This is a genomic window from Thalassospira lohafexi (genome assembly GCF_002844275.1).
Taxonomy (GTDB): Bacteria; Pseudomonadota; Alphaproteobacteria; order Rhodospirillales; family Thalassospiraceae; genus Thalassospira; species Thalassospira lohafexi.
The window spans coordinates 496,988-522,827 of record NZ_NXGX01000001.1 but is presented as its reverse complement, the minus strand read 5'-3'; the positions used below and the strand labels follow the sequence as shown (position 1 = coordinate 522,827).

Annotated in this window: 26 protein-coding genes; 11 read left to right on the top strand and 15 right to left on the bottom strand. The window is 53.9% G+C overall.

Translation table 11 applies throughout. The features are described from left to right. Position 1: 1 nt before the first annotated feature. Positions 2-643: an MlaC/ttg2D family ABC transporter substrate-binding protein gene (locus COO92_RS02370; protein ID WP_101300020.1), complete on the top strand. Its 642-nt coding sequence runs from the start codon at positions 2-4 to the stop codon at positions 641-643. A 150-nt stretch (positions 644-793) separates the two neighbouring features. On the opposite strand, the gene ettA is transcribed toward COO92_RS02370, so the two are convergent. Beyond that, positions 794-2,473, bottom strand: coding sequence for an energy-dependent translational throttle protein EttA (ettA, locus tag COO92_RS02365; RefSeq protein ID WP_101299551.1), 1,680 nt, complete (start codon positions 2,471-2,473; stop codon positions 794-796). A gap of 613 nt (positions 2,474-3,086) precedes the next feature. On the opposite strand from ettA, the gene COO92_RS02360 reads away from it, so the two are divergent. The 8 genes from COO92_RS02360 to modC all read left to right on the top strand — a co-directional run bounded on the left by COO92_RS02360 (position 3,087) and on the right by modC (position 11,111). Further along, positions 3,087-3,347: a DUF4212 domain-containing protein gene (locus COO92_RS02360; RefSeq protein WP_101299550.1), complete on the top strand. Its 261-nt coding sequence runs from the start codon at positions 3,087-3,089 to the stop codon at positions 3,345-3,347. A 25-nt stretch (positions 3,348-3,372) separates the two neighbouring features. Then, on the top strand, positions 3,373-5,139 hold the full coding sequence (locus tag COO92_RS02355) for a sodium:solute symporter family protein (RefSeq protein WP_101299548.1): 1,767 nt from the start codon (positions 3,373-3,375) through the stop codon (positions 5,137-5,139). 141 nt (positions 5,140-5,280) lie between these two features. Further along, positions 5,281-7,149 (top strand): DUF294 nucleotidyltransferase-like domain-containing protein, encoded by a 1,869-nt coding sequence (locus COO92_RS02350; RefSeq protein ID WP_101299546.1) that lies wholly within the window; start codon positions 5,281-5,283, stop codon positions 7,147-7,149. 5 nt (positions 7,150-7,154) lie between these two features. Then, positions 7,155-7,844, top strand: a complete 690-nt coding sequence (locus tag COO92_RS02345) for an exonuclease domain-containing protein (protein ID WP_101299544.1) — start codon at positions 7,155-7,157, stop codon at positions 7,842-7,844. A 62-nt stretch (positions 7,845-7,906) separates the two neighbouring features. After that, the gene (locus COO92_RS02340) at positions 7,907-8,425 is read left to right on the top strand and encodes a hypothetical protein (RefSeq protein ID WP_101299542.1); all 519 of its coding nucleotides are present in this window, start codon (positions 7,907-7,909) and stop codon (positions 8,423-8,425) included. Positions 8,426-8,473: 48 nt separating this feature from the next. Continuing rightward, a complete protein-coding gene (gene modA, locus COO92_RS02335) occupies positions 8,474-9,295 on the top strand; it encodes a molybdate ABC transporter substrate-binding protein (RefSeq protein ID WP_101299540.1) in 822 nt (273 codons plus the stop codon). After that, a complete protein-coding gene (modB, locus tag COO92_RS02330) occupies positions 9,292-9,984 on the top strand; it encodes a molybdate ABC transporter permease subunit (RefSeq protein WP_022734300.1) in 693 nt (230 codons plus the stop codon). Before modA ends, modB begins: the two co-directional genes overlap by 4 nt. Continuing rightward, positions 9,981-11,111 carry a molybdenum ABC transporter ATP-binding protein gene (modC, locus tag COO92_RS02325; protein WP_101299538.1) on the top strand — a complete coding sequence of 377 codons (1,131 nt, stop codon included), beginning with the start codon at positions 9,981-9,983 and terminating at the stop codon, positions 11,109-11,111. The genes modB and modC overlap by 4 nt, the downstream gene beginning before the upstream one ends. Before the next feature lie 19 nt (positions 11,112-11,130). Here modC and COO92_RS02320 read toward each other — a convergent pair whose 3' ends face one another. Together COO92_RS02320 and COO92_RS02315 are read right to left on the bottom strand one after the other, a co-directional pair. After that, positions 11,131-12,069, bottom strand: a complete 939-nt coding sequence (locus tag COO92_RS02320; RefSeq protein WP_101299537.1) for a 2-hydroxyacid dehydrogenase — start codon at positions 12,067-12,069, stop codon at positions 11,131-11,133. Between the two features lie 92 nt (positions 12,070-12,161). Further along, complete coding sequence (locus COO92_RS02315) at positions 12,162-12,956, bottom strand: IclR family transcriptional regulator (protein WP_101299535.1); 795 nt, start codon at positions 12,954-12,956, stop codon at positions 12,162-12,164. Between the two features lie 169 nt (positions 12,957-13,125). Here COO92_RS02315 and COO92_RS02310 point away from each other — a divergent pair, with 169 nt between their 5' ends. Together COO92_RS02310 and COO92_RS02305 are read left to right on the top strand one after the other, a co-directional pair. Continuing rightward, positions 13,126-14,265, top strand: a complete 1,140-nt coding sequence (locus COO92_RS02310) for an extracellular solute-binding protein (protein ID WP_101299534.1) — start codon at positions 13,126-13,128, stop codon at positions 14,263-14,265. Continuing rightward, the gene (locus COO92_RS02305) at positions 14,262-15,395 is read left to right on the top strand and encodes a CaiB/BaiF CoA transferase family protein (RefSeq protein WP_101299532.1); all 1,134 of its coding nucleotides are present in this window, start codon (positions 14,262-14,264) and stop codon (positions 15,393-15,395) included. The genes COO92_RS02310 and COO92_RS02305 overlap by 4 nt, the downstream gene beginning before the upstream one ends. An 82-nt stretch (positions 15,396-15,477) precedes the next feature. Here COO92_RS02305 and COO92_RS02300 read toward each other — a convergent pair whose 3' ends face one another. The 12 genes from COO92_RS02300 to COO92_RS02245 form a co-directional block, all read right to left on the bottom strand. Next, positions 15,478-16,317 carry a fumarylacetoacetate hydrolase family protein gene (locus COO92_RS02300; protein ID WP_101299530.1) on the bottom strand — a complete coding sequence of 280 codons (840 nt, stop codon included), beginning with the start codon at positions 16,315-16,317 and terminating at the stop codon, positions 15,478-15,480. Between the two features lie 31 nt (positions 16,318-16,348). Continuing rightward, a complete protein-coding gene (locus COO92_RS02295) occupies positions 16,349-17,086 on the bottom strand; it encodes an SDR family oxidoreductase (protein ID WP_101299528.1) in 738 nt (245 codons plus the stop codon). A 9-nt stretch (positions 17,087-17,095) separates the two neighbouring features. After that, positions 17,096-18,298 carry a UxaA family hydrolase gene (locus COO92_RS02290; RefSeq protein WP_101299526.1) on the bottom strand — a complete coding sequence of 401 codons (1,203 nt, stop codon included), beginning with the start codon at positions 18,296-18,298 and terminating at the stop codon, positions 17,096-17,098. After that, complete coding sequence (locus COO92_RS02285; RefSeq protein WP_101299524.1) at positions 18,295-18,609, bottom strand: UxaA family hydrolase; 315 nt, start codon at positions 18,607-18,609, stop codon at positions 18,295-18,297. The genes COO92_RS02290 and COO92_RS02285 overlap by 4 nt, the downstream gene beginning before the upstream one ends. Further along, positions 18,606-19,052: a MaoC family dehydratase gene (locus COO92_RS02280; protein WP_101299523.1), complete on the bottom strand. Its 447-nt coding sequence runs from the start codon at positions 19,050-19,052 to the stop codon at positions 18,606-18,608. Before COO92_RS02280 ends, COO92_RS02285 begins: the two co-directional genes overlap by 4 nt. Continuing rightward, positions 19,045-20,100, bottom strand: coding sequence for a Gfo/Idh/MocA family protein (locus COO92_RS02275; protein WP_101299521.1), 1,056 nt, complete (start codon positions 20,098-20,100; stop codon positions 19,045-19,047). Before COO92_RS02275 ends, COO92_RS02280 begins: the two co-directional genes overlap by 8 nt. Then, the gene (locus COO92_RS02270; RefSeq protein WP_101299519.1) at positions 20,093-20,422 is read right to left on the bottom strand and encodes an L-rhamnose mutarotase; all 330 of its coding nucleotides are present in this window, start codon (positions 20,420-20,422) and stop codon (positions 20,093-20,095) included. The genes COO92_RS02275 and COO92_RS02270 overlap by 8 nt, the downstream gene beginning before the upstream one ends. Beyond that, positions 20,419-21,537, bottom strand: coding sequence for a mandelate racemase/muconate lactonizing enzyme family protein (locus COO92_RS02265; RefSeq protein WP_101299517.1), 1,119 nt, complete (start codon positions 21,535-21,537; stop codon positions 20,419-20,421). The genes COO92_RS02270 and COO92_RS02265 overlap by 4 nt, the downstream gene beginning before the upstream one ends. 9 nt (positions 21,538-21,546) lie before the next feature. Further along, complete coding sequence (locus COO92_RS02260; RefSeq protein ID WP_101299516.1) at positions 21,547-22,632, bottom strand: ABC transporter ATP-binding protein; 1,086 nt, start codon at positions 22,630-22,632, stop codon at positions 21,547-21,549. Between the two features lie 4 nt (positions 22,633-22,636). Beyond that, the gene (locus COO92_RS02255; RefSeq protein ID WP_022734285.1) at positions 22,637-23,503 is read right to left on the bottom strand and encodes a carbohydrate ABC transporter permease; all 867 of its coding nucleotides are present in this window, start codon (positions 23,501-23,503) and stop codon (positions 22,637-22,639) included. 3 nt (positions 23,504-23,506) lie between these two features. Continuing rightward, positions 23,507-24,403: a carbohydrate ABC transporter permease gene (locus COO92_RS02250; protein WP_022734284.1), complete on the bottom strand. Its 897-nt coding sequence runs from the start codon at positions 24,401-24,403 to the stop codon at positions 23,507-23,509. A 102-nt stretch (positions 24,404-24,505) separates the two neighbouring features. Further along, the gene (locus COO92_RS02245) at positions 24,506-25,834 is read right to left on the bottom strand and encodes an ABC transporter substrate-binding protein (protein WP_206186340.1); all 1,329 of its coding nucleotides are present in this window, start codon (positions 25,832-25,834) and stop codon (positions 24,506-24,508) included. Positions 25,835-25,840 lie beyond the last annotated feature (6 nt).

Below are 25,840 nucleotides of genomic sequence, written 5' to 3'. Positions count from 1 at the left end.
CATGCTGAAAAACAAATTCGCCATTCCCGCCGCCACAGCAGTTCTTGCTTTGGCGGCGGCGTGGCCTTTGACAGTGAATGCTGCAAATAACACCTCTGTCGAGGTTGTTGAGATCGCAGCAGAACAAAGTGCATCTGAAGTTATTCAAGCACTTGCCGATCAGGCACTTTCCGACCTGACCGATCAGACCCTTCCTGACGACGTACGCCGTAAGAAATTTGTTGCTCTTATGGATCGCTACTTTGAAATGGATGTGGTGTCGCGCTTTGTTCTTGGCCGCTATTGGCGGTCAATTTCCCAAGAAGAAATCAGCGACTTTGCCACCCTGCTGCAAAACTATCTGGCTTTGAACTATGCCAACCAGTTCAAAGAACTTAATGGTGAGCAGTTTGTCGTCGGCAACGAGACACAAAACAACAAAGACACGTTCGTTAATTCGCGGTTTGTCCGCCCTGATGGTCCTCCGGTGAGCATCGTCTGGCGCATGCGCGAATTTGACAATGAATTCAAAATCATTGATGTGTCGATTGAAGGCTTAAGCATGGGGATTACCCAGCGCGACGAGTTTACATCTGTCATTCAACAGAATGGCGATGATGTCAGCGCACTGACCAAGGCGCTTAAGGCAAAAACCGGCCTCTAATCGTCATTCTCTTGGCGAACCAGACATCAAGGTAAAGCCACCACCTTCGGGTTGGTGGCTTTTTCTATGCTGAAATCACACGCCCCCAAGTACATAAGAAAAAGGCCACCCGAAGGTGGCCTTTTGTCATTCAAACCCGTTGCGCGCGAATTAGCGGGTCAACGGTTTGTATTTGATGCGGTGCGGGCGATCGGCCTGATCACCATAGCGGCGTTTGTAATCCGCTTCATATTCCTGATAGTTGCCTTCGAACCATTCGACATGCGAATTGCCCTCATAGGCCAGAATGTGGGTGGCGATACGGTCAAGGAAGAAACGATCGTGCGAGATAACCACGGCACAACCAGCAAATTCCAGCAAGCCTTCTTCAAGCGCACGGAGCGTATCAACGTCAAGGTCGTTGGTCGGCTCATCGAGCAGCAGTACGTTCGAGCCAGATTTCAGCATCTTGGCAAGGTGAACACGGTTACGTTCACCACCGGAAAGCTGACCGACTTTTTTCTGCTGGTCGCTACCTTTGAACGCAAACTGCGACACATAAGCACGCGAGCTCATCGGGCGTTTCGCCAGAAGAATCTCGTCAAGGCCATCTGAAACTTCCTGCCAGACGGTCTTGTTGGGATCAAGTGAGTCACGCGACTGATCGACATAGCCCATCTTGACCGTTTCACCGATCTTCAACGTCCCGGAATCCGGGGTATCATTGCCGGTCAGCATCTGGAACAGGGTGGTTTTACCCGCACCGTTCGGACCGATCACACCAACAATGCCGCCCGGCGGCAGACGGAAGTGCAAATCATCAAACAGAAGTTTGTCGCCAAATGCCTTGGTCAGGCCTTCGGCAGTGATAACTTCGGTACCAAGACGTTCGGCAATCGGAATAACGATCTTGGTTGAATCCGGCACAGCCTTGGCGGCTTCGGCGACGAGATCGTCATAAGCACGCACACGGGCCTTGGATTTTGCCTGACGGCCTTTCGGGTTCTGACGGATCCAGTCAAGTTCGGTCGCAAGCTGTTTCTGGCGACTGCCTTCCTGACGGGCTTCCTGTGCAAGGCGTTTCTGTTTCTGTTCCAGCCAGGACGAATAGTTGCCTTCGTACGGGATGCCCTGACCACGGTCGAGTTCAAGGATCCAGCCGGTAACGTTATCGAGGAAGTAACGATCGTGGGTCACCAGAACGACGGTACCCTGATAATCTTCCAGATGACGTTCAAGCCACGCAACCGATTCCGCATCCAAGTGGTTAGTCGGTTCGTCAAGCAGCAGAATGTCAGGCTTGTCCAACAGAAGACGGCAAAGCGCAACACGGCGACGTTCACCACCCGAAAGCTTGTTAACGTCTGCGTCTTTCGGTGGGCAGCGCAATGCGTCCATGGCGATATCAAGCGTCCGCTCGAGATCCCAGCCATTGGCGGCATCGATGCGTTCCTGAAGCTCGCCCTGCTCTGTGAGAAGGTTCGTCATCTCGTCGTCGGTCATCGGTTCGCCGAACGACATGCTGATTTCGTTAAAGCGTGCCAGATCATCAACAATCTGACCACAGCCTTCCATCACGTTGCCAAGCACATCCTTCTCAGGATTAAGGTGCGGTTCCTGTTCAAGATAACCAACACGAACACCTTCGGCTGGCCATGCTTCGCCGCCGTAATCCTTTTCGATGCCCGCCATGATTTTAAGCAGGGTCGATTTACCCGCACCGTTGTTCCCGAGAACACCGATTTTTACGCCGGGCAGAAAGGACAGTGTAATGCCCTTAAAAAGTTCGCGACCGCCCGGAAGGATCTTGGTCAGGTCCTTCATGACGTAGATATACTGGTAGGATGCCATTAAATTCCCCATCCAAAAATGTCGTTGGGTCCGACCACACGGGATCGGAAAACTACGGTACGCAATCTGCGCGCACCTGAAATACTTTGCCCGTTTGTAACCGACCGGCCTTCTACAAACAACTTCAAACCGCGCAGGATACAAAGCAAACAGCTTTGGAAATGCCCGAAGGGGTAAAACACGGCCACCAATCCCCCCTGAAAATGCGTTTCAGATCAGGAAAGATGCGCCACGACGCGACGACATTTGGTGTCGTTCGCAGTCACATAAGCATTAACTTTGGTGACCAAATCGTAAGATTTACCCCTGAAAAACAAACTTTATACGTTTATTTAAAATATTTAATGCACGCCATGATGCACTGCAGTGCAAATGGCAAAGCGCTGTGATTTTGCTCATGTTTTTCAGTTTTTTCAGCATCTTGCGACCCTATTCCTCCCGTTCTCATACGACTAATGATTAGCTTATGGCCGTTATCGAAAACTGGTATCGGATTTTGGTGCCCTAAATGGATGATTGCGCCATGACGGCACTGATTACAGGCCGCCGACCGAAAACAACATAACCAAGACGTCGGCAGAGGAAGTTGTCATTTCTAGGAAGGAGACGCGCGATGAATGACCAAAGCGCAGCCTACTGGAAGAGAAACGTGAAACTGGTCGCAACCTTGTTGGCGATCTGGTTCATCGTTTCCTACGGTTTCGGCATTTTGTTTGTCGACGCCCTTAATACGATCGAAATAGCGGGCTTCCAGCTTGGTTTCTGGTTTGCCCAACAGGGGTCCATCTACGTCTTTGTCGCATTGATTTTCATCTATGTGGCCAAGATGAACAAACTGGACCGCGAATTCGGCGTTCATGAAGACGACGATTGACGCTTGATCTGGGGAGACAGACAAGATGGATCTTACCACCCTTACCTACATCGCCGTTGGTCTGAGTTTCGCGCTGTATATCGGCATCGCGATCTGGGCCAAGGCAAGCACCACCGGCGAATTTTATGTCGCTGGCAAGGGCGTTAACCCGGTCGTCAATGGCATGGCGACCGCAGCAGACTGGATGTCTGCTGCTTCCTTCATCTCAATGGCCGGCCTGATTGCCTTTCTTGGCTATGGCGGCTCGGTCTACCTGATGGGCTGGACCGGCGGCTACTGCCTGCTGGCGATGCTGCTGGCACCGTACTTGCGCAAATACGGCAAGTTTACCGTGCCGGAATTCATCGGCGACCGTTACTATTCCAAAACAGCCCGTATCGTTGCTGTGATCTGCCTGATCTTTATTTCGTTTACCTATGTGGCAGGTCAAATGCGCGGCGTTGGGATCGTATTTTCGCGCTTCCTTGAAGTTGAACTTATTACCGGTCTGATTGTCGGTATGGGCATCGTCTTCATCTATGCCGTTCTTGGCGGTATGAAGGGTATTACCTATACCCAGGTTGCTCAGTATTGCGTCCTGATTGTTGCCTATACCATTCCGGCAATCTTTATCGCATTCCAGTTGACCGGCAACCCGTTGCCCCAACTGGCATTCGGCTCCACGATCAATGGCACGGGCGAATTCATGCTTGAACGCCTCAACAGTGTCGTGACCGAACTTGGCTTCCTTGAATACACAACAACCAACAAATCGACGATCGACATCTTTGCGATCACACTTGCATTGATGGTCGGTACGGCCGGTTTGCCGCATGTTATTGTACGCTTCTTCACTGTCCCAAAAGTACGTGACGCGCGGTCTTCTGCTGGTTGGGCATTGGTCTTCATCGCGTTGCTTTACACCACAGCCCCGGCTGTTGGTGCAATGGCACGCCTGAATCTGACCGAAACCATACAGACCGGCGAAGTCGGTGCAGAAGATGGTAACCTGTCTTATGAAGAACGTCCGGACTGGATGAAACGCTGGGAGGCCACCGGTCTTCTATCGTTTGAAGACAAGAACGGTGACGGACGCATCCAGTACTACAATGATGCCAATGCCGACTTCCAAACCAAAGCAGCCCAATACGGCTGGGCTGGTAACGAGTTACAAGTCGACCGTGACATCATGGTGCTGGCCAACCCGGAAATCGCACAGTTGCCAAACTGGGTGATTGCACTGGTTGCAGCCGGTGGCATTGCGGCGGCACTGTCGACGGCTGCAGGTCTGTTGCTGGTGATTTCGTCTGGCGTGTCCCATGACCTTCTTAAGGGGACATTCACACCGAACATGACCGAAGGCCAGGAGCTTATGGCCGGGCGCGTTGCGGCGGCAGCTGCCATCGTGATCGCCGGTTATCTTGGCTACAATCCGCCGGGCTTTGTGGCACAGGTTGTGGCATTTGCCTTTGGTCTTGCGGCCGCATCGCTTTTCCCGGTTATCATCATGGGGATTTTCTCCAAGAAGGTGAACCGCGAAGGTGCCATTGCCGGGATGCTGGTCGGCCTGATCTTCACCATGGGCTATATCATGGCCTATAAAGGGATCTTTATCCCGGTCATGATCGAAAACGTTGAGGCCAACTGGCTGTTCGGCATTTCGCCGGAAGGCATTGGTGTGGTTGGCATGTTGCTGAACTTTGCAGTGGCGTTTGGGGTATCTAAAGTTACCGCCGAACCGCCAGCGCATATCCAGCACATGATCGAAGACATCCGTGTCCCGAAAGGGGCCGGTTCCGCCGTCGACCATTAATCGGTCGGCAGGTTTGCCAAATTAAAATCTGTTGCAGGCCCCCGGATCATCGTTCTGATCGGTCCGGGGGCTTTTCTTTTACCGCTTTGTCAGGCAACAATAAATCCGAGCACTTCTTGCGCGACAGGGGACCGGTCGACCATGAGCATCGAACTTGAAGAAATCGCAGAATTCCTCAAACAGCATCATCCGTTTGATCTGTTGCCTGATGACGTGATTGAAAGCCTGCCCAAGCGTCTGACCGCACGCTACTTCCGGGCCGGAACCAAGGTTCTGTCGCCAGAACAGCAATGCTTACACCTTTATATCATTCGTACCGGCGGCACCGAAACCCGCGACCCGAACGGTCAATTGCTTGCGCGTCTGTCTGAGGGCGAATGCTTTGGCGTCCGCGCGATGTTTCGCAAAGGACGGGCGGCGAACAACATCACCACGCTTGAAGACAGCCTGTGTTATTTGCTGCCGGAAAAAGATTTCCACGATCTGGCGGGAAAATATCCGCAATTTAACTACTTTTTCGCCCAGATGGGCGGGGATCGCCTGCGCCGCGGCATGCAGATGATCGAAAGCCGCGATGATGACCAACTCAAACTCATGAGCGTCAAGGTCGCCGATTTGATTGCACGCGATCTGGTCAGCATTGATCGCAGTGCAACCATTCTCGATGCAGGCAAACTAATGTGCGATGAACGGGTATCGTGCCTGCTGATCACGCAAAACGGTGATGAAATTGCCGGTATCATAACCGACCGCGATTTGCGTAATCGCGTCATCGCGCAAGCACGCAGTTTTGACGAACCGGTTACGGCGATCATGACCGACAAGCCGATTTCAATCCATCCCGACGATTATGCCTTCGATGCGCTTTTGACCATGACGCGCAACAACATCCGCCACCTGCCCGTCCTTAAGGACGGCAAGGCGGTCGGCATGATCACGACCAACAACCTGCTCGCGCGTCAATCGCTTTCGGCGGTCTATATGGCCGGAAAAATCAGCAAGCTTAACGACCCGGCCGATATGGCAAAGGTCATAGCACAGGTGCCTGAACTGCTCAGCCATTTGATCGAAGCTGGTGCAACGTCACAGAATGCGGGACATATCGTCACAACATTGTCGGATGCGGCAACCGTGCGGCTTCTTCAGCTGGCCGAGGAAAAGCTTGGTCCACCGCCCGTGCCCTATGTCTGGATGGCCGGTGGATCACAGGGCCGTCAGGAACAAACCGCCATTTCAGATCAGGACAACTGCCTGATCCTTGATGATGCCTACGTTGAAGAAGCACACGGGGCATACTTCAAGGCACTCGCTGAATTCGTCTGCGATGGCTTAAACGACGTCGGGTATGTTTTCTGCCCCGGTGACATGATGGCCAAAACCACCGAGTGGCGGCAACCGGCAAAAGTCTGGCAGAACTATTTCAACAAATGGATCGAACAGCCCGAACCCAAGGCCTTGATGCTGTGTTCTGTCTGGTTTGATTTGCGGCCCATTCACGGGACCAAATCCCTGTTTGATGACCTGCATCGCATCATTGTTTCCAGAGCCAAGGACAACCGTATTTTCCAGGCTTATCTGGTTGGCAATGCGATGACCCATCACGTGCCACTCGGGTTTTTCAAAAACTTTGTCATGATCCGGGGCGGCGAACATGACAGTACGCTTGATCTAAAACATAACGGTGTGGTGCCGATTGTCGATCTGGCCCGTATTCACGCCTTGGCCAACGGTGTTGATGAGGTCAATACGTTTGATCGCCTGCGTGCGGTGAAGGCATTCCCATCCATCAGCACGCAAGGGGCGTCTGACCTTTTGGATGCATTTGAATTCATCAGCATCACCCGCCTTAAACATCAGGTCCGCCAAATTCGTCAGGGACACGCACCAGATAACTTTTTACACCCCGAAAGCCTGTCGGCGTTTGAACGCACCCACCTCAAGGATGCATTCTCCGTTATCAAAAACCTTCAAAGTGCGCTTGAAACCGCCTTTGGCAAAAGCGGGACCTGATCATTATGGGCCTGCGCCAAAAAATTACCGACAGCCAGTTCTACCGCGACTTGGTTCAACGTCGTGCCACCGGGGCACTGCGCACGTATTATGACGTTCCGGCAGCGGATCCGACGCGACCAATCATGGATACGGAGTTTATCGCCCTTGATCTTGAGACCACCGGTCTTGATCCCAAACGCGACGAAATCGTCAGTCTGGGCTGGGTGATCATTCGGCAGCTTGGCGTTGATTTTTCCAGTTGCGAACATATTCTGGTGCGCCCGACCAAGGAACTCACGGAAAGTTCGGTGGTGGTGCACCGGATTTTTGACAGTGACGTCGCAAATGCCCCGAACATCAAAGCAGCCCTCGAACTGCTTTTACCCCAGATGGCCGGACGTGTTTTGATTTCCCATCATGCCCCGATTGAGCTTGGTTTTCTGGGCCATGCCTGCAAACGATGCTTTGGTGCGCCGCTGCAAATCCCCACCGTTGATACTCTTGTTCTCGGATTACGGGACCTTCACCGTCAAGGACAGCCGTTTAAGTCCGGGGCTCTGAAACTTGATAACCTGCGGCGGTCACACAACCTGCCGCCCTTTCGCCCGCACAATGCCCTTTCTGATGCCATTGCCGCATCGGGGTTGTTTCTGGCACAGGTGTCAAAACGTGATCCCAAAGGCGTACTTGAGCTTCGCCGTGTCCTGCGATAACTCGATGACAGGACATACCAAGTGTCTTTAAACCAAAATAGAATTTAGGGAGGCACGGTCGGATGTACGTCTTTATTTTTACGACAGTTGTTATCGGCTTTGCCGCAGCAGGCGTCATCATGCTGCTGTTCCGTCTTTTGGGACGAAAGGTGCCGAAGTATGTCATTCCCTTCACCGCAGCAATCGCCATGTTCTGCTATATGATCTGGGATGAATATAGCTGGTTTGATCGATATGCATCCCGCCTGCCAGATACCGTGATCATCACCCAGACATTTGCCGATGAAAACGTCTTTGCGCCCTGGACTTTGATCACGGCTCCGATCAATCGCTTTACCGCTGTTGACCGGGAAAAAGTTGTCATCAACCCGCAAGCCCCGGATGAAAAGCGCGTCACGACCTTGTTGCTTAAAAAAGGCAGCACCACATTGGCTCTGACCCATCTGGTCAATTGCACTACCGGCAAACGTGGCTACATCACCGACCAGACCAGTCTTGATCAAAGTGGCTTTCCAACCGCCATTGATGAATGGTTTGACCTTAAACCCGACGATCCATTGCGCGCAGCCGTTTGTGGTTGATCACATACCACCAGTTGTCTTTTGTTTTGTCATGTAAAAGAGTTCAGAATGCCTCACCTGCGTCGGTTACTGGTAGTGCCCTTGTCGTTGCTGTTGCTTGGTCTGGGAGCCATTGCAGCACCTGCGTGGTCAGAGGACATCACCGTCTTTGCCGCGGCCAGCCTCACCAATGCAATCGAGACCGCCGCACAGCAATATGAGGAAAAAACCGGCATCCATGTTCGGCTTTCTCTTGCCAGTTCGTCGACACTCGCACGCCAAATTGCCGCAGGCGCACCAGCAGACATATACATCTCAGCCAATGAGAAATGGATGGACTGGCTCAATGATCAGGGCGTCATCCAATCAAACAGCCGTCAGGATATTTTGGCCAATAGCCTTGTTCTGATTGCACCTGCCAACAGCACAACGCCGCCGACCGATATCACCAAAAGTACTAAAATCACCGACCTGATTGGTCATGACGAACGCATTGCCGTAGGTGATCCCGATCATGTCCCGGCAGGCATTTACGCCAAACAGGCGCTGACAACACTTGGTCAGTGGGACGCGGTCAATCCCCGGCTGGCGCGTGCAGATAACGTCCGTTCTGCACTTGCACTTGTTGAGCGCGGCGAGGCGCCACTTGGTATTGTTTACCGCACGGATGCGATGATTTCCGATGGGGTTAAAATCATTGGGACCTTCCCCGCAGACAGTCATCCGTCAATCACCTATCCGATTGCACTTATTGATCCGCAAGACGGCGACGCAGCCTTAAAATTCCTCGTTTGGCTTTTGGGGGATGACGCGGCGACGATTTTTGCCGACTATGGCTTTGACGCCATCGCAACCACCGTAACCATTACCCCGGATACAGCGGCACAATGATCACTTTGACGCCTGCCGAAATCGACGCATTGTTGCTCAGCCTGCGCATCTCGGGTGTTGCGGTTGCCTGTGCGCTTCCGCTTGCGGTCTTAACTGCGACGGCCTTGGCCCTTGGACGGTTTCCCGGGCGTTTTATTCTTGATGCCTGTGTTCATCTGCCGCTGATCCTGCCGCCGGTGGTGATGGGCTATTTGCTGTTGATCGGATTTGGCACGCGCGCCCCGCTTGGCGCTTGGCTCTATGAAACGTTTGATATCCGGTTTGTTTTTAGCTGGACCGGGGCGGCACTGGCATCAGCAATTGTCAGTTTCCCGTTTCAAGTGCGCGCCATCCGGCTGAGCTTGGAAAACGTCAATCATGGGCTGTATCAGGCGGCTGAAAGCCTTGGCGCGGGGCCAATCGACCGGTTCTTTTCGCTGACCTTGCCACTCGCTTGGCCGGGCATTATTGCCGGTGCGATTACCGCCTTTGCCGCAAGCCTTGGCGAATTTGGCGCGATCATTACCTTTGTCTCGAACATTCCGGGCGAAACGCGCACCCTGCCGCTTGCGATCTATACCGCCATTCAAACACCCGGCGGTGAGTTGGCTGCGGCCCGGTTGGCTGCACTGTCCATCGGGCTGGCCTTCACCGGGTTGCTCCTGTCTGAACTTGCCATGCGGCGTATCCGCAAAAGGAACGCATCATGAGCATTTCTGTCAGTATCTCGCATCAAATCGGGAAATTCGCACTTGATGCTGATTTCAGCATCGAAGAACCGGGGATCACCGCCCTGTTTGGACCGTCGGGCAGTGGCAAGACAACGATCATTAACATCATCGCCGGACTAACCCGGCCGCGGCGAGGACGCGTACAGCTTGGTGATCGGGTTTTGTTTGATCACGCGCGCAGCATCAACCTTGCCATTCGTAAACGCCGTGTTGGATATGTGTTTCAGGATGCCCGCCTGTTTCCGCACATGTCCGTACACGACAACCTTTATTACGGTGCCAAACGTAACCGGTTGAAACTGGCTGCATCTGATCAGCAAGACATCATCGAGATGCTGGGCATTCATAAATTGCTGCATCGTCAGCCGAACAATTTGTCTGGCGGTGAAAAGCAACGTGTTGCACTTGGCCGTGCGCTTTTGGCCAATCCGGATGTCTTGTTGCTTGATGAGCCGTTATCGGCCCTTGATCAAGCGCGTAAGGAAGAAATCCTGCCGTATTTTGAAAGCCTACGCGATCAACGCAAACTGCCGATCCTGTATGTCAGCCACGCGATTGATGAAGTCGCGCGTTTGGCCGATCAGATGGTGGTGATTGATAACGGCAAAACGCTGGCAAACGGATCAGTATTTGACATGCTGGGCCGAACCGACCTTGCCCCGCTTGCCGGGCAGTTTGATACCGGTACGGTTCTTCCGGCACGGGTCGCCAGCCGCGATCCCAAGGCACAGGTCAGTTTTCTCGATTGTGCCGGGCAACGCATCGTCGTGCCATACCTTGGTCACGCAATAAATACACCGGTGCGTCTGCATATACGTGCGCGTGACGTGATGATTGCCCGCACCCCGCCAGCCGGGATCAGTGCCAATAACGTCATCCCCGTCACCATTATCAGAATGGCCGGAAGCAACAACGACACCCTTGATATCAGTCTGGCCTTTGGCCATGACTTGGACGCCATTCATACCGGTCCGGCATCAGACCGGCCAAGCATTCATGCCCGGATTACCAGTTGGTCGGCAAACCGATTGAACCTTGGATTACATCAAAAGGTCTTTGCCGTGATCAAATCGGTCACGGTCAATGGGCATCTGCGCGAGCAATAGACCGCAGCGCGATCCGCCATTAGACGACAGGTGTCACAAGCTCGCCACGTTGGTCCCACGCATCAAGATTATCAACAACCAACTGCGCCATGGCATCGCGGGTTTCAACCGTGCCGCTGGCACTGTGGGGATACAGAACCACAGTATCAAAATCGGCAAATGCGCGGTCCATGTTGGGTTCATTGTAAAACACGTCCAACCCGGCACCGGCAATCACGCCGTTGCGAAGGGCGTCGATCAGGGCTGGTTCATCGATCACCGACCCACGGGCAATGTTGACCACATAGCCATCTTTGCCCAATGCAGATAATACCGGCGCATTAACAATCCCCTTGGTCGCGTCCCCGCCGGGACAGGCCACCATCAGAATGTCAGCCCATTGCGCCAGGGCAACCAGATCATCGAAGTACCGATAATCGACCTGTTTGGGGCTGCGCCCGAAATAGCCGATTTCAACCCCACTTGGTTCGGCGCGCGATGCAATCCCCTGTCCGATCCGGCCAAGCCCAACAATACCAAGCTTTTTACCCCGCACGGACCGCGTAAGCGCCATTGCACCTTTTTGTGCCCATTGACCGCTTCGTGCCCAATGATCCCCAACCACGATACGGCGCAAGGTGGCATGCATTAGCATGATGCCGGTATCGGCAACATCATCGGTCAAAACATCAGGTGTGTTTGACACACGGATACCCTGTGCTCGGCAGGCTTCGATATCAATCGAGTCATACCCGACACCAAAACTTGTAATCACCTCAAGGTTCGGCAAGTCGTCAATCAATCCATCGGGCAACCCAAAACCAGCCGAAGTCACAAGAGCGGTGATGTCTTTGCCGGTCTGGTTCAGGAACGCTTTTTTGTCATCAAGCAGGTCCCAGCGATGCAAGTCATACTTTTGGGCAAGCATTTCCGTATAGGCCGGACGGACATCCAAAAGGGCAAGAACAGATCGTGACATGAGGGGCTACTCCGATGGGGCAAGGACCTTCAGACTAGTCAACGCACACTTGTAAAACAAGTTGTTAAAATTTCTTACGTCACAGTTTCATCTTAACTGTTGCCAGCCCCGGCACCGAGCCTACGCGAGATATCCGCGCATAGTGCGACCAAGCGTTCCCGGCATTCATCGACGGTCACGATGGAGGTTCCCGACAGGCGATGGATGAACGGGATTGTCAGGGCGGCGACAACCTTGCCCGAAAAATCAAAAATCGGGGCGGACAGGTTCAAAACACCCCCGATGGTCAAAGATTGGGATTCACAATATCCGGCTTCTCGCACGTCACGCAAATCGGCAAGGAAGGCTTGGTGTTCCTCTTTGCCTTCTCCTCCGGCTTCCTGAAGCAGCATGTCACGCGCATCTGGTGCCATCCATGCCGCCAAAACCCGGCCTGATGCCGTGTCATAGATGTTGATCTGCGCGCCAAGTCGTACGGCAGTGATGTTATTATCCGGGCAGTCAACCTGCGCAATGACAAGCACTTTGCCCGAATGAATGATCGCCAGATGCATTGACTGGTTCACATCATTGGCAAGGCGTTGCATCGCCTCCCCCGCGATGGAGGTCAGGCGACGGATTGGCGGATGACGGTGTGCGACTTCGAACATCTTGGTCGTCAGCAGATACCGGTCATCATCTTCGCGCTGTTCGACATATCCGCGCTGGCACAGCACCATGAGCATACGGAAAATTTCCGAGGTATTGCGCCCCAGTTCCTTGGCAATGGCAATCTGCGACAACCCATCCGCCTCAGAGGCAAGAAGCTCAAGAATATCAAGCCCTTTTGACAATGCCGGGGCGCGGTATTTTTCTTCTTCCGTTGGTACTTCGGCTTTGCCGTTCATAGGTCCTCTCAGGGGTTTGCGAACCGCTTCTTACATTAGGCGGAGTATATGCGCGCGGGCTGCTTTCTGGCAACCGAACCTGCGTTAGCATAAACATAATATCAAATATAAAATACTCTTTCATTTATAAATCATCGCCCTTAAAGTGACGGCAGGAGGAAATATTTCTATGCCCGACACAATACGCCTTAGGGGAATGACGTGGTCTGATCCGCGTGGCTACGATCCATTGGTTGCTGCGAGTTCTGCGTTTCGTGAACGCCATCCCAATGTTGATATCGTTTGGGACAAGCGATCCCTTCAGGAGTTTGAAAGTACCCCGGTTGAGGAACTGGCAAGCGCCTATGACCTCATCATCATTGATCATCCCCATGTCGGTGCCGTGGTTGAAAAAAACTGCCTTCTTCCAATCGATCGCTTTGGCGACCAAGACAAGCTGGCACAGTTGTTCGCCGAGACAGTTGGCAAAAGTTTTCAAAGCTATTTTTACAAAGACCATCAATGGGCCTTACCCGTTGATGCCGCCTGTCAGGTGCAGGCATTACGCCCGGATCTTTTAACCGCCCCTGCCCCCCGGTTTGACGATGTCCTTGCCGAGGCAAAAAAGGGGCGTGTGGTATGGCCGTTGCGCGCGCCCCACGTGCTGATGTCGTTTTTCACGTTACTGGCAAACCATGGCGCACCTTTCCCGGTCACGCGCCACGCACAGATTGACAGCACCGCCGCACGCGACGTCATTGCCGCCATGCAGACATTGGTTAGCCTTGTCGATCCGGCCTGTTTTGACATGGATCCGATTGCCGCCCTTGATGCGCTTGCAGACGGTGATCAATTTGCCCTGTGCCCGTTTGTTTACCTGTACGCCCCTTATGGCCGGGTGGGATATCGGTCCCATCGCATTGCTTTTCACGACATGCCGTCACTTGGTGCGTCTGGCCCGCTTGGATCGGCCCTTGGGGGAACCGGCATTGCAGTTTCATCTGGTACGAAACACCCCGAAATTTGCACCGACTTCGCACTTTGGGTGGCATCGTCTGACATCCAGCGCGGACTGTATTCCCAGAACAATGGTCAACCGGGCAATGCAGTTGCCTGGGGCAACCCGTCGGTGAATGCCCCGGTTGGCGGACTTTATAACAATACCCGCATGACCCACGAGGCCGCATGGCTGCGTCCGCGTCACGCCGGATATATGGCTTTTCAGGAAGACGCATCCGAAATCCTGCTTGATCTTCTTCGCGAAAAAACCACTCCGGATGCTGCCCTTCCCGCCCTTCAGAACCGATTGGACGAAAGCTTCTGCGCATGACTGAACTCTTGCCCCTTGATGGCCTTAAGGTCCTTGATTTCTCGCAATTCCTGGCCGGGCCCTATTGCGCCTTAAAACTGGCTGATCTTGGCGCGGATGTGGTCAAGGTTGAACGCACCGGGCTTGGCGACCTGTCGCGGTATCTATATCTGACAGACACCAAGATCGGCGGCGAAAGCACGATCTTTCACGCGATCAACCGTAACAAGCGGTCGGTTGCGGTTGACCTTAAATCAGATGAAGACAAAGCCCGGCTTCGAAAGCTTGTTACCGACGCCGATGTGATTTTGCAGAACTTTCGCCCGGGTGTGATGGAACGGCTTGGGTTTGGCTATGAAGACGTCAAAAAGATCAATCCCACTGTCGTTTACGGCACGGTTACTGGCTATGGCTCGGACGGCCCATGGGTCAACCTGCCCGGACAGGATCTTTTGGCCCAAGCCCGATCTGGCGTTATGTGGCTTTCGGGTGGGCAGGATGACGGCCCGGTGGCGATGGGTCTGCCGGTGGCAGATGTGCTTGCTGGTTCCGCGCTGGCACATGGTGTCTTGGCCCTGCTGTATCGCCGCGCGACCAAGGGGATCGGTGGGTATGTTGAAACGTCATTGATCGAAGTTCTTGCCGATTTGCAGTTCGAGCTTCTGACGACATGGTTCAACGATGGCAAGCGAACCCCGAAACGCTCCAAAAACAATCCGGCCCATGCTTATCTGGCCGCACCATACGGCGTGTATGAAACCGCCGATGGCTATATCGCCATTGCCATGGGGAAACTTGAAATAGTTGCGCAAATCACCGGCATTGGCACCGATGTCACCACGATGGATGCCTTCAAGCAACGCGACGAAATCAAGGCCCGCTTGGCTGCGCGCCTTAAGACATCAAGCAGTGCCGACTGGATGGAGAAATTCGTCGCCAATGATATCTGGGCCGCCCCGGTCATGGATTGGGATGGTGTGGTTGAAAGCGGTATCTTGCAGAACCTTGATATGGTTCAGGACATCCGACGGGGGGATGTCGAAATGAAAACGACAAAGCTGCCCTTACGGATTGATGGCTGCCGCCCGGCATCCTCAAAAGCTGCCCCCGAACTTGGCGAAGCAAATGACTTGCTTGAAAGCGGTTGGTAAGAGGCGAAAAATTACTCCCTAAACTCATAAAGCGCGGCTCCGCTGGGAACCGCGCTTTACTTTTGTCTTCGGTTAGAGACGCTTACTCGTCCTTAACGCAAACCTGACGCTGGGTGCCCAGCTTGTCGATGCCGAGCTCTACCACATCGCCCTCTTTAAGATAGCGCGGCGGTTTAAAGCCAAGCCCCACACCGGGAGGTGTGCCCGTCGAAATGATATCGCCCGGATGCAGGGTAAAGAACTGCGACAAATACGCAACCAGATGCGGCACCCGGTAGACCATGGTTGCGGTCGATCCGTCCTGAACGCGTTCGCCGTTCACATCAAGCCACATGCCAAGCTTGTCAAAATCGCCAACTTCGTCCGGGGTCACGAGCCACGGACCGGTCGGACCAAAGTTGTCCGATGATTTTCCTTTGGACCATTGGCCAGCGCGTTCGATCTGATAAGCGCGTTCGGACACATCATTGATCAGGCAAAAACCGGCAACGTGATCCAGTGCATTTTCTTCGGAGACGTACTTTGCCGTTTTGCCAATGACAAAGCCAAGTTCGACTTCCCAGTCAGTTTTTTCCGAACCGCGCGGAATGATGATCGGATCATTCGGGCCGCAAATCGCCGAGGTATATTTGGCAAAAATAACCGGTTCTGGCGGTACTTCCATACCAGACTCAGCAGCGTGATCGGCATAGTTCAGACCAATACAAATGAACTTTCCGGTCTGTCCGACGCAGGCCCCCAGACGTTGCGCGCCATCAACCAGCGGCAGCGATTCTGGATCAATTGATTTAAGCGTATCGAGACGGGTAAGAACGTCACCAGCGATGTCGCCAACATGCGCAGACAGATCGCGCAGATTGCCGCTTGCATCCACAAGTGCCGGCTTCTCTGCCCCGCGTTCTCCATAACGTGCGAATTTCATCTTACTTCACTTCCTTCTTTTCAATTTTCGCTTAGGCAGTCCAGCCGCCATCGACAACGTGAACGACACCGGTGGTAAATCCGCTCTCTTCAGAAGCCAGATAGGTTACCAGTGCGGCTATTTCTTCGGGCTTGCCAATCCGGCCCATCGGCTGACGCCCGATAAAGGCCTTAAGCGCCCCGTCGTAATCCCCGGTCGCACGCAACCGTTCATGCAAGCTTGGGCTGTCGACCGTTCCGGGCGCAATGGCGTTACACCGAATACCCTGTTTGACATAATCGTTGGCAATCGCCCGTGTCATGCCCGCAACTGCCGCCTTGGACGCAGAATAGACCAACCGGTTTACAGGCCCAGTCACCGGTCCCGCGACCGAGGACATATTAATGATCGACCCGTGACCTTTTTCAATCATTCCGGGCAGCACGGCACGGATCATGCGGAACTGTGACTTCACATTCAAGTCGAAAGCAAAGTCCCATTCTTCTTCGGTCGCCTCAAGGATCGTACCGTTATGGACAATGCCCGCACAGTTAAACAGAACATCAACGGTGCCAATGTCATCGATCAGCGACGTGATCGCCCCCTTATCGGTGACATCCAGCTTTCTGGCCTCGATCCCGTCAATTGCGGCCAGTTCTGCAAGGGCTTTGTCGTTGATGTCGGTCGCGATCACACGTCCGCCTTCGGCGGCCAGACGTTCTGCCGATGCACGACCGATCCCCTGCCCGGCGGCCGTCACCAGACACAGCTTTCCTTCAATTCTTTTCATGTTTCCTCCTCAAACGGTCGGCAGGCACGAAGGCCCGATTGGTTCAAACGTTTTGTATGTCAGAATGAATTCGCGATGGCCGAGGATCTCAGACTTGGTTTGGGCGCCTTTTGCGACCGAAATCACCAGATCGTGGATTTCCTGTCCGACCTCCTCAATCGAGCGCAGGCCTTCGATGATTGCGCCTGCGTTCACATCCATGTCGTCTTCAAGCGCACGGTACGTGTCTGGATTGGCGCAAATTTTGATCACAGGTGAAATGGCCGAACCGACAACCGACCCGCGCCCCGTAACGAAAAGCGTCATATGCGCACCACTTGCGATCATCTCGACGATTTCGGCATTATCCGAAATATTCGGGAAGCCAAACCGCACTTCCCCATCGGGCACCACATCCATCAGGTACAAGCCCCCCTTGGGCGGCACATCACCGGGCTTGATCAGCCCCATGATCTGGCTGTCACCGGATTTGACATAGGCGCCGAGGCTTTTTTCCTCGATCGTTGAAAGTCCGCCTGCGGCATTGCCTGCTGCAAACGATCCATATCCAAGGGTTGCGTAATACCGTTCAGCCTTTTCGACGGCTGCGCGCAGCTCTTTGCCCAATTCGGGCGTTGCCGCGCGTTCGACCATGATGTCTTCGCAACTGATCAACTCGCCGGTTTCTTCAAAGATGCAGGCCGCGCCTTCGCCGATCAAAATATCAAAAGCCTTGCCCGCCGCCGGATTTCCCGAAATACCAGACGTTCCGTCCGATCCACCGCAAATCGTTCCGATAATCAGCTCATCAACACCCATCGGAGCACGTTCAACCTGTGCCACCTTGTTCAAAGCCGAACGCACCCATTCTTTGCCGGTCGCAACCGTTTTTGCGGTGCCGCCGGATCGCTGGATCACCAAAGTTTCGACCGGACGGTTGGCCTCAGATACGGCCTTGGATGCGCGAACTTTGTCGAAACTTTCGCAGCCAAGCGACACAAACAGCACCCCGCCGACATTGGGATGGGTACACAAACGTTCCATCATGCGCGCGGCATATTCATTCGGGAAACAGCCGGGAAACCCGATCAGCTGCACGTCGTTGTCATCAAAGCCGGCCACAATTTTGGATGCAACGAAATGGGCACATTCAACAAGGTAAGCCACGACAATCGTGTTTCGGATGCCCTTGCGCCCATCGGCACGAAGATAGCCCTGGAATTGTTGCTTCATGATGACACCTCTGCGCTTTGCCCGTTTGCATCCTGCAATGCATAGGTTGGTGTATAGGCCGAACGAATGTTGTGAACATGGACATGTGCCCCCGCCGCGATGGCGTGTGTCGCAATGCCGATGGGCATGCCGTACTTCAAGATACGTTCACCCTCGGCAATGTCACGACAGGCAATCTTGTGGGCCAGTGGGATCGCCTGCGTCAGCGTGATCACGCCGCTGGCAAGTTCCACGTTGGTCCCTTCTGGTGCCAGTTTTCGGGCGACAAGCACATTGTCGTTCGGATGTAAAAGAATGAAAGGTCCTGTCACGGTCGCATCTCCACCATATAGATATGATCAGCAACAAGGGCGGTTTCGTCCTTTTGGTTTGTCACCGTCAGGCGTTCGGTCACCCGGCCGTAACCGGGCCGCTTTTCCATGACTTCCTTGTCGGTGATTTCGACCCGCGACTTGATCGTGTCGCCAATAAACACCGGTTTGACAAACCGCAGACGGTCATAGCCGTATGAAAATGCGACTGGATTGATAACTGTTGCGGTCAATCCAACCCCGATGGTGAACACCATGGTACCATGGGCAATCCGCTGACCAAACGGCAACGTCTTGCAAAACTCGGCATCAAGATGATGGGGAAAGAAATCGCCAGAGTGCCCGGCATGAACCACAAAATCGGTTTCCGTGATCGTACGCCCCGTGGTGTGGCGGCCGTCCCCGATTGCATAGTCCTCAAAATATGTAACCTGCTCAAGCATTCGGGGCCTCCTTGATCGGATGCATCGGCTGGGCGGAGCTTTCATAGGCAGCCTCGACCAAGGCCATCGTGTGCCATGCGTCCTCAGCCGAACCTTCAAGGTCCGCGTCAAGTCCACATGCAAACCGTTGAAGCTGTGCGAAACGGCCCTTGAATGCGGCAATGAACCAGTCACCGACCAGTTCGACCTGCCGCCATTCGCCGTCCGTATTGAGCCAAAGTTCGTCCGGCTCGCCCTTGGGGTAGTCCAGATTGACCCCAAGCTTCATATAAGCGGCCCCTTTGGTGCCGCAAATCCGAAACTCGCAGGCCTGAAATTTCCGGCCAAAAGCATGGTTGTGATTGATCGACAGGTTGCAGCGAATCTGATCGCTGTAATCAAGCATCATGGCACTGCGCGTGTTCGATATGCTTGAGGACGGATGCCCAAGGGTGCGCGCATGAATGCCTTTGGGGTTACCCAAAAGGTCGCGCACGAAATCAAGATAATGGATCGAGTGCAAAAGAATTTCGACACGCGGCAAATTGGCAAGGAATTCCCACAAATGCCACGGCGTATCAAGCGCAAGCCAGGCATCGAAATCAACGATATCGCCAAGCAACCCTTGAGCAACCGCATCCTTAAGCGCCAATGAGTTGGGCGCAAAGCGTAGCTGGAAATTAACCGCCGCCTTGATTTTCTTGCGCCGTAAAACAGAAATAATCCGGTCGGCTTCGGCCAAGTTCGACCCCAGCGGTTTTTGGATCAGGGCAATGGCGCCATCCGGCAATGCTTCAAGCACACCGACAATTGCTGCGGGCGGCACGGCAAGATCAAAGACAACACCGTTTTGTCCTGCGGCCTCTTCGACCGTATTAAATGCCTGTGTGTCGGCACCCGATGCGACTTTTTGCGCCTTGGCGGTATCAGGATCAAATATCCCGGCAACAGGGATACCCAATTCACGATAGGCCGGAAGATGCGCATCGGTCACGATGGAGCCCGCACCAAAGATTACGACGGGCATCGGTGTTTTGGGCATTTCAATTGTCTGGCGTAAATCAGTCATGATGAAAGACCTCCTCCATCTCGGCCCACCATTCGCCTTCATTGCGGCTTTCAAGGGGGCGCTGTAGTGGCTCACAGAAAGACCACCAACGCTGCGTTTCGGGATCGGCCGCCATTTTTGCCATGTCGGCATCGAAATCCGTGCCGACATATTCGAAATAGGCAAAAAGCAGGTTTTCCGGTTCTTTCAGGAAAATTGAATAATTGCGGATATTGCATGCGGAAATCTTGGCAAGCACGCCGGGCCATGCATCGGCATGAAGCCGCTTGTATTCCGCGATGGCATCCTCACCAATGCCAATCAGTTGTCCGTGGCGGGTCATTGCTGCCCCTCCTTTATTTCGAATGCGCTGCCTGAAAGAGTTAGGGCAGCAAGTTTTTCGTGATCCCAGTCGATGCCAAGCCCCGGAGCAACCGGGGCAAGCGCCATCCCACCTTTACGCGCCATCGGGGCCGCGATGTCTTCAAGCTGGGGAATGTATTCAAGCCACGGTGCATTGGGCACGGCACAGACAAGACTGACATGCAGTTCCATCAAAAAGTGCGGGCAGACCGACATGTTATGCCCCTCGGCCATGTGTGCGACCTTAAGCCACGGTGTAACACCGCCGACACGGGCAACATCGACCTGCACAATCTCGCATGCATTGGCACTTACGTAATCGGCAAACTGCCCCAAGCTATACAGGCTTTCTCCCACCGCAATCGGCACACGCGATTGCGCCTGTAAACGGGCATGCCCGGCAATGTCATCGGACGGCAACGGTTCTTCGAACCATGCGATGTTAAGCCGCTCAAGCATTGGCACACGACGCTTTGCCTCGGCAGCGGTCATCGACTGATTGGCATCGGTCATGATCTCGTACTCATCGCCAAGCGCACTGCGCACCGCTTCGAGCCGGGCGGCATCACCGGAAACCGTCGGCGTGCCGATTTTGACCTTTGATCCGCGAAAGCCGTCTGCCTTTGCAGCCTTGGCGTCTTCGACCAGTGCCTTGGGTGGCAGATGAAGCCAACCGCCTTCGGTCGTATACATCGGCACCGTACTTTTGGCCCCACCCGCCAGAACATGAAGCGGAAGACCGGTTTTGTGACCGCGCATGTCCCAAAGGGCTGTATCAATCGCCGCAAGCGCAAGCGACATGATCGGCCCAACCGCTGTCGCATGTGAACAGAACAAAAGATCACGCCAGACGGCTTCGATGTGGTCTGCGTCCTGTCCCATCAGGCGGGGCAGTAACGTTTTTTGCAACAGTGCCAGAACCGATGGCCCACCGTCCCCGATGGTGTAGCTGTACCCCATACCCTGTGCACCGTCCGCGTCATGGAGCACGACAAAGATCGTTTCTTGCGACTTGAACGACTGAATCGCATCGGTGCGCACGACCTTTGGTTCAAGGTCGACGAGAAATGCGTTTGCGCGTGTAATTCGTGCCATCAGATGACCTCAGCGTTTCAGTGCCGCGCCGGTTTCGGCGTCAAACAGGTGACATTTGTCGAGCATGATCTGGAATGTCATACGCTCGCCAGTTTGGACCGGACGCGGGTTGAACATTTTGGCCTGTACTTCTTTGCCCGCAAGCACCGAGAAAAGAAGTGTTTCCGTGCCCAATGGCTCGGTGAGGTTAACTTCCATCTCAACCTCCGCCATATGTTCACCGTGCGGAAGCGCGTGGCCCACCGGCATGATGTTATCAGCCCGGACACCAAAGGTAACAGGCTGTCCTTCGGCCAGTGAATAGCCCGGCGGAATGGCAATAAGAGTACCATCGGAAAACGCGAGTTTCCCGTCTTTGACAACCGCATCCAAAAGATTCATCGGCGGCGAGCCGATGAATGTCGCAACAAAGGTGTTTAATGGATTTTCAAACACCTCAAGCGGAGTTCCGACCTGTTCGATATGGCCGTCGCGCATGATGACAATACGATCAGCAAGCGTCATGGCCTCGACCTGGTCATGGGTGACGTAAATGATGGTCGATTTTAATTTTTGATGCAGCTTTTTGATCTCGACCCGCATCTGGGTGCGCAATTTTGCATCAAGGTTCGAAAGTGGCTCGTCAAAAAGGAAGACTTCCGGGTGACGGACAATGGCGCGCCCCATGGCCACACGTTGACGTTGCCCACCAGAAAGCGCGCCGGGCTTTCGATCCAAAAGCGGTGTCAGCGACAGGATTTCTGCGGCCTTATCGACCGCATCGTCGATTACCGGCTGCGCCTGTTTGGCAACCTTAAGCGAAAAGCCAAGGTTTTCACGCACCGTCATATGCGGATAGAGCGCGTAGTTCTGAAACACCATCGAGATGTTGCGTTCGCGCGGCGGAAGGTCGTTAACCACCCGCCCTCCAATCTGCACCTCGCCGCCTGAAATCGCTTCAAGTCCCGCGACCATACGCAGTGTTGTCGACTTTCCACAGCCCGACGGCCCCACCAGAACGACAAATTCGCTGTCGGCGATTTCAAGGTTGATGGAATGAACGACTTCAAGAACGCCGTATTTCTTCACCACATTGCGAAGGGTGACATTCGCCATTTTCTTATCCTTTCACGCCGCCAAAGGTCAGGCCGGCTATGAGGTGTTTCTGCACGAGGAAAGTAAGGATCAGCGCGGGGATAATCATCAAAACCGCAAGCGCGCACATCCCCCCCCAGTTAAGGGTAAATTCCGAAGTGAAATCTAAAAGTCCAACCGGCATCGTCTTTGACGTGGTCGAACGCGTTAGCTGGGACGCCAGCGCATATTCGTTCCATGACGTCAAAAAGGCGAAGATACCGGCAGAGGCAATGCCAGAGCGCGCGACGGGGAATTCAACCCGCCAGAAGGCTTGCCACCGGGTACAGCCATCGATCTCGGCGGCTTCGGCCAGTTCCGGGGGGACCTGCCTGAAAAAGCCGTCAATAAGCCAGATCGTAAAGGGCACATTCAGCGCGACATAGGCCATCACCATACCCAGATGTGTATCGATGATGCCAACCCGCGCAAAGATGATGAACAACGGCAAGGATAGCGCCACACCGGGCACTGCACGCGTCACCATCAGGGCGACAAACACGCCCCCCTTGAACTTGAATTTATACCGGGCAAAGGCATAGCCACCTGCCATCCCGATCAAGATCGCGATCACGGTGGAGGTCACCGAAATGATCAGCGAGTTGGTAAAATAAGTCAGGACAGGCACGCCCCCCTCGCCAATCCCGCCAAACATTGCACGGTAATGGTCAAGGTTCAGCTCGTTGGGGATCCAGACAGGCGGCTTTGCCATGATCTCGACCGTTGGACGGAAAGAATTCAACACGATCCAGAGCCCCGGCACACACAGGACCATCATCGCGGAAAACAAACCAAAGAAATGCAATCCCTTAAGGGAATGACGGCGGATGCGGTGGTTCATATTGGTCGCCATTGCTTACGCCCCCATCCCAAGTTCACGCCGGGACTGTGTCAGTTTCTTAAAGAAATACACGGTGAAGAAGATCGCGAGAAAGATCGAGATATAGCCCATCGCATTGGCATACCCCATGCGCGCATCGACGTAACCCGTCCGGCCAATCAAGGTCCACAACAGCTCTGTCCGGCGCGCAGGCCCGCCATTTGTCATGATCTGAACGATGTCATAGGCGCGCGCCACATCAAGTGATCGGATCGCCATCGCGATGTATATGAACGGCATCAAAAACGGCAACGTCACATAGCGAAACGATTGCAAGGACGTACAGCCGTCAACCTTCGCAGCTTCGAGCGGATCACGTGGAATGGCATAAAGCCCGGCAAGAATGAGAATCCCAAACACCGATGTTGCCGTCCAGACTTCCGCAAAGATGATTGAAAACATCGCAAGGTTGCCATCGACCAACCATGGGATGGCCTGATCGGTAATGCCAAGCGACTGAAGCGCGTTGTTCACAAGCCCGACATTATCGTTAAAGATGAATTTGAACTGGAAACCGACCAGGATCGGCGAGAACATCATCGGGAACATCATCATCGTGCGCAAAAGGCGTTGGCCGCTGGTGACTTTCGACACCATAAGCGCAAGACCAAGACCCAGCAGCATCTCAAGATTAAGGGCCACAGCCAGCAACAGAACGGTTCGCCCAAAGGCTGCCCAGAACTTCACATCGGTCACGGCTTTTTCGTAGTTAAACAATCCGACCCAGTTGAAAATACTGTCTGGCCGGGTCAGCCGATAGGACGTGAAACTCGAATAGAGCGAGAAAACGAGCGGGATCAGCACGACGGCCGATAGAATGATGATGGCTGGCAATAAAAGAACCAACCACGGAGGGAGCTTCAAGCGCTTCATGAGGATGTCCCGTAGAGCGGCACGGATGGCCCGTGCATTTCAGGCGGATGGAAGATTGAACCGGACGACACAGACAAAACAGTGCCGTCCGGTATTTCTGGCTTAGTAGACGCCTTCTTCCTGCATCAACTCGTCAACGGACTCTTGCGCATCGGCAAGTGCCTCATCAACGGTTTTGTCACCAAGAATGGCGGCCTGAAGTTCAGGATAGATGATGTTGGTGGTCTCGATCCAAAGCGGGGTTGGCGGCACCGCAAATGCGGTTGCAGCCGTTTCCTTGAACGCTGCCAGAACTTCGCTGCGATACGGATCGCCTTTTGCCTGTTCGGAAACGTAGTCCCAAACGGCGGTTCGTGACGGCAAAGGACCGGCTGCACTTTCAAGTTTCTGACTGTCTTCATTGGTCAAAAACTCAACAAGCGACGCCGCAGCTTCTTTGTTTTCACAATCTTCGGTCACAGAGAAACCATGGAACCCGGACCAACCGGTGCGCACACCAGCCGAACCCTTGGGTGCCGGGGCAACACCAACATTACCGGCAACTTTCGATGCGGACGGATCGTTAAAGAACCCGGCCCAGCCCGGCCAATCAAGGTTTAATCCGATTGTCCCGGATGCGAACCCGTTTCCAAGGTCATCCCAAAGATAGTTGGTCGTACCAGCAGGAACCGCACCGGCGTCATACAGATCAACAAACCACTGCAAGGCGCGTTTGCCTTCTTCGGAATTGAAAGCCGGCGAGAAGTCGTCGTTAAACAGCTTGCCGCCTTCGGCAACGACCATTTCGTAATATCGGCCAACGATGGCTTCGTCTTTACCTGCATACTGAGTGCCATAGAAGTTGGGCGGATCCGCAAAGAAGATCGCCTGATCTTTTACCTGCGCCCAGGTTTCGGGCACAGCAAGCGGATAGCCGTACTTGTCTTCGAATGCCGCGGCCTTCTCGGCGTCTTCATAAAGGTCTTTTTGATAGTAAAGTGCCGAAACATCAAACTGAGCACGCGGCAGCATGACCAGCTTGCCGTCAAAGGTGGCAGCTTTGATGTTGGCCTGCACAAACTCGGCAACCGTATCCTTGCTCACCAAGTCGCCCAGGTCGGTATAAAGTGCAGAATACTGGGACGCGAAGGATGAGTGGTTCGATCCAACACACCAGTCGGTCGTGCCTGCTGCGATGTCGGACTTGAATTCCTTATCCAGTTCGAAGTGGTTCTTCTTGGATATGATGTTCACTTTTGCGCCGGTCGCGGCTTCCCATTCAGGAATGCGGGCATAAAGTGCTTCATATTGCTGCCCACCGATCAGTTTGGCTTCGATGGTCACCCCATCAAATTCAGCCGCCTGTCCGATGCTACTGACGCTGACAACTGCGGTTACCGCTGCCGCTGTGGCAAGTATGGCGCTCGACGCGCCCTTTAAAAACGTTCTCACTATTTC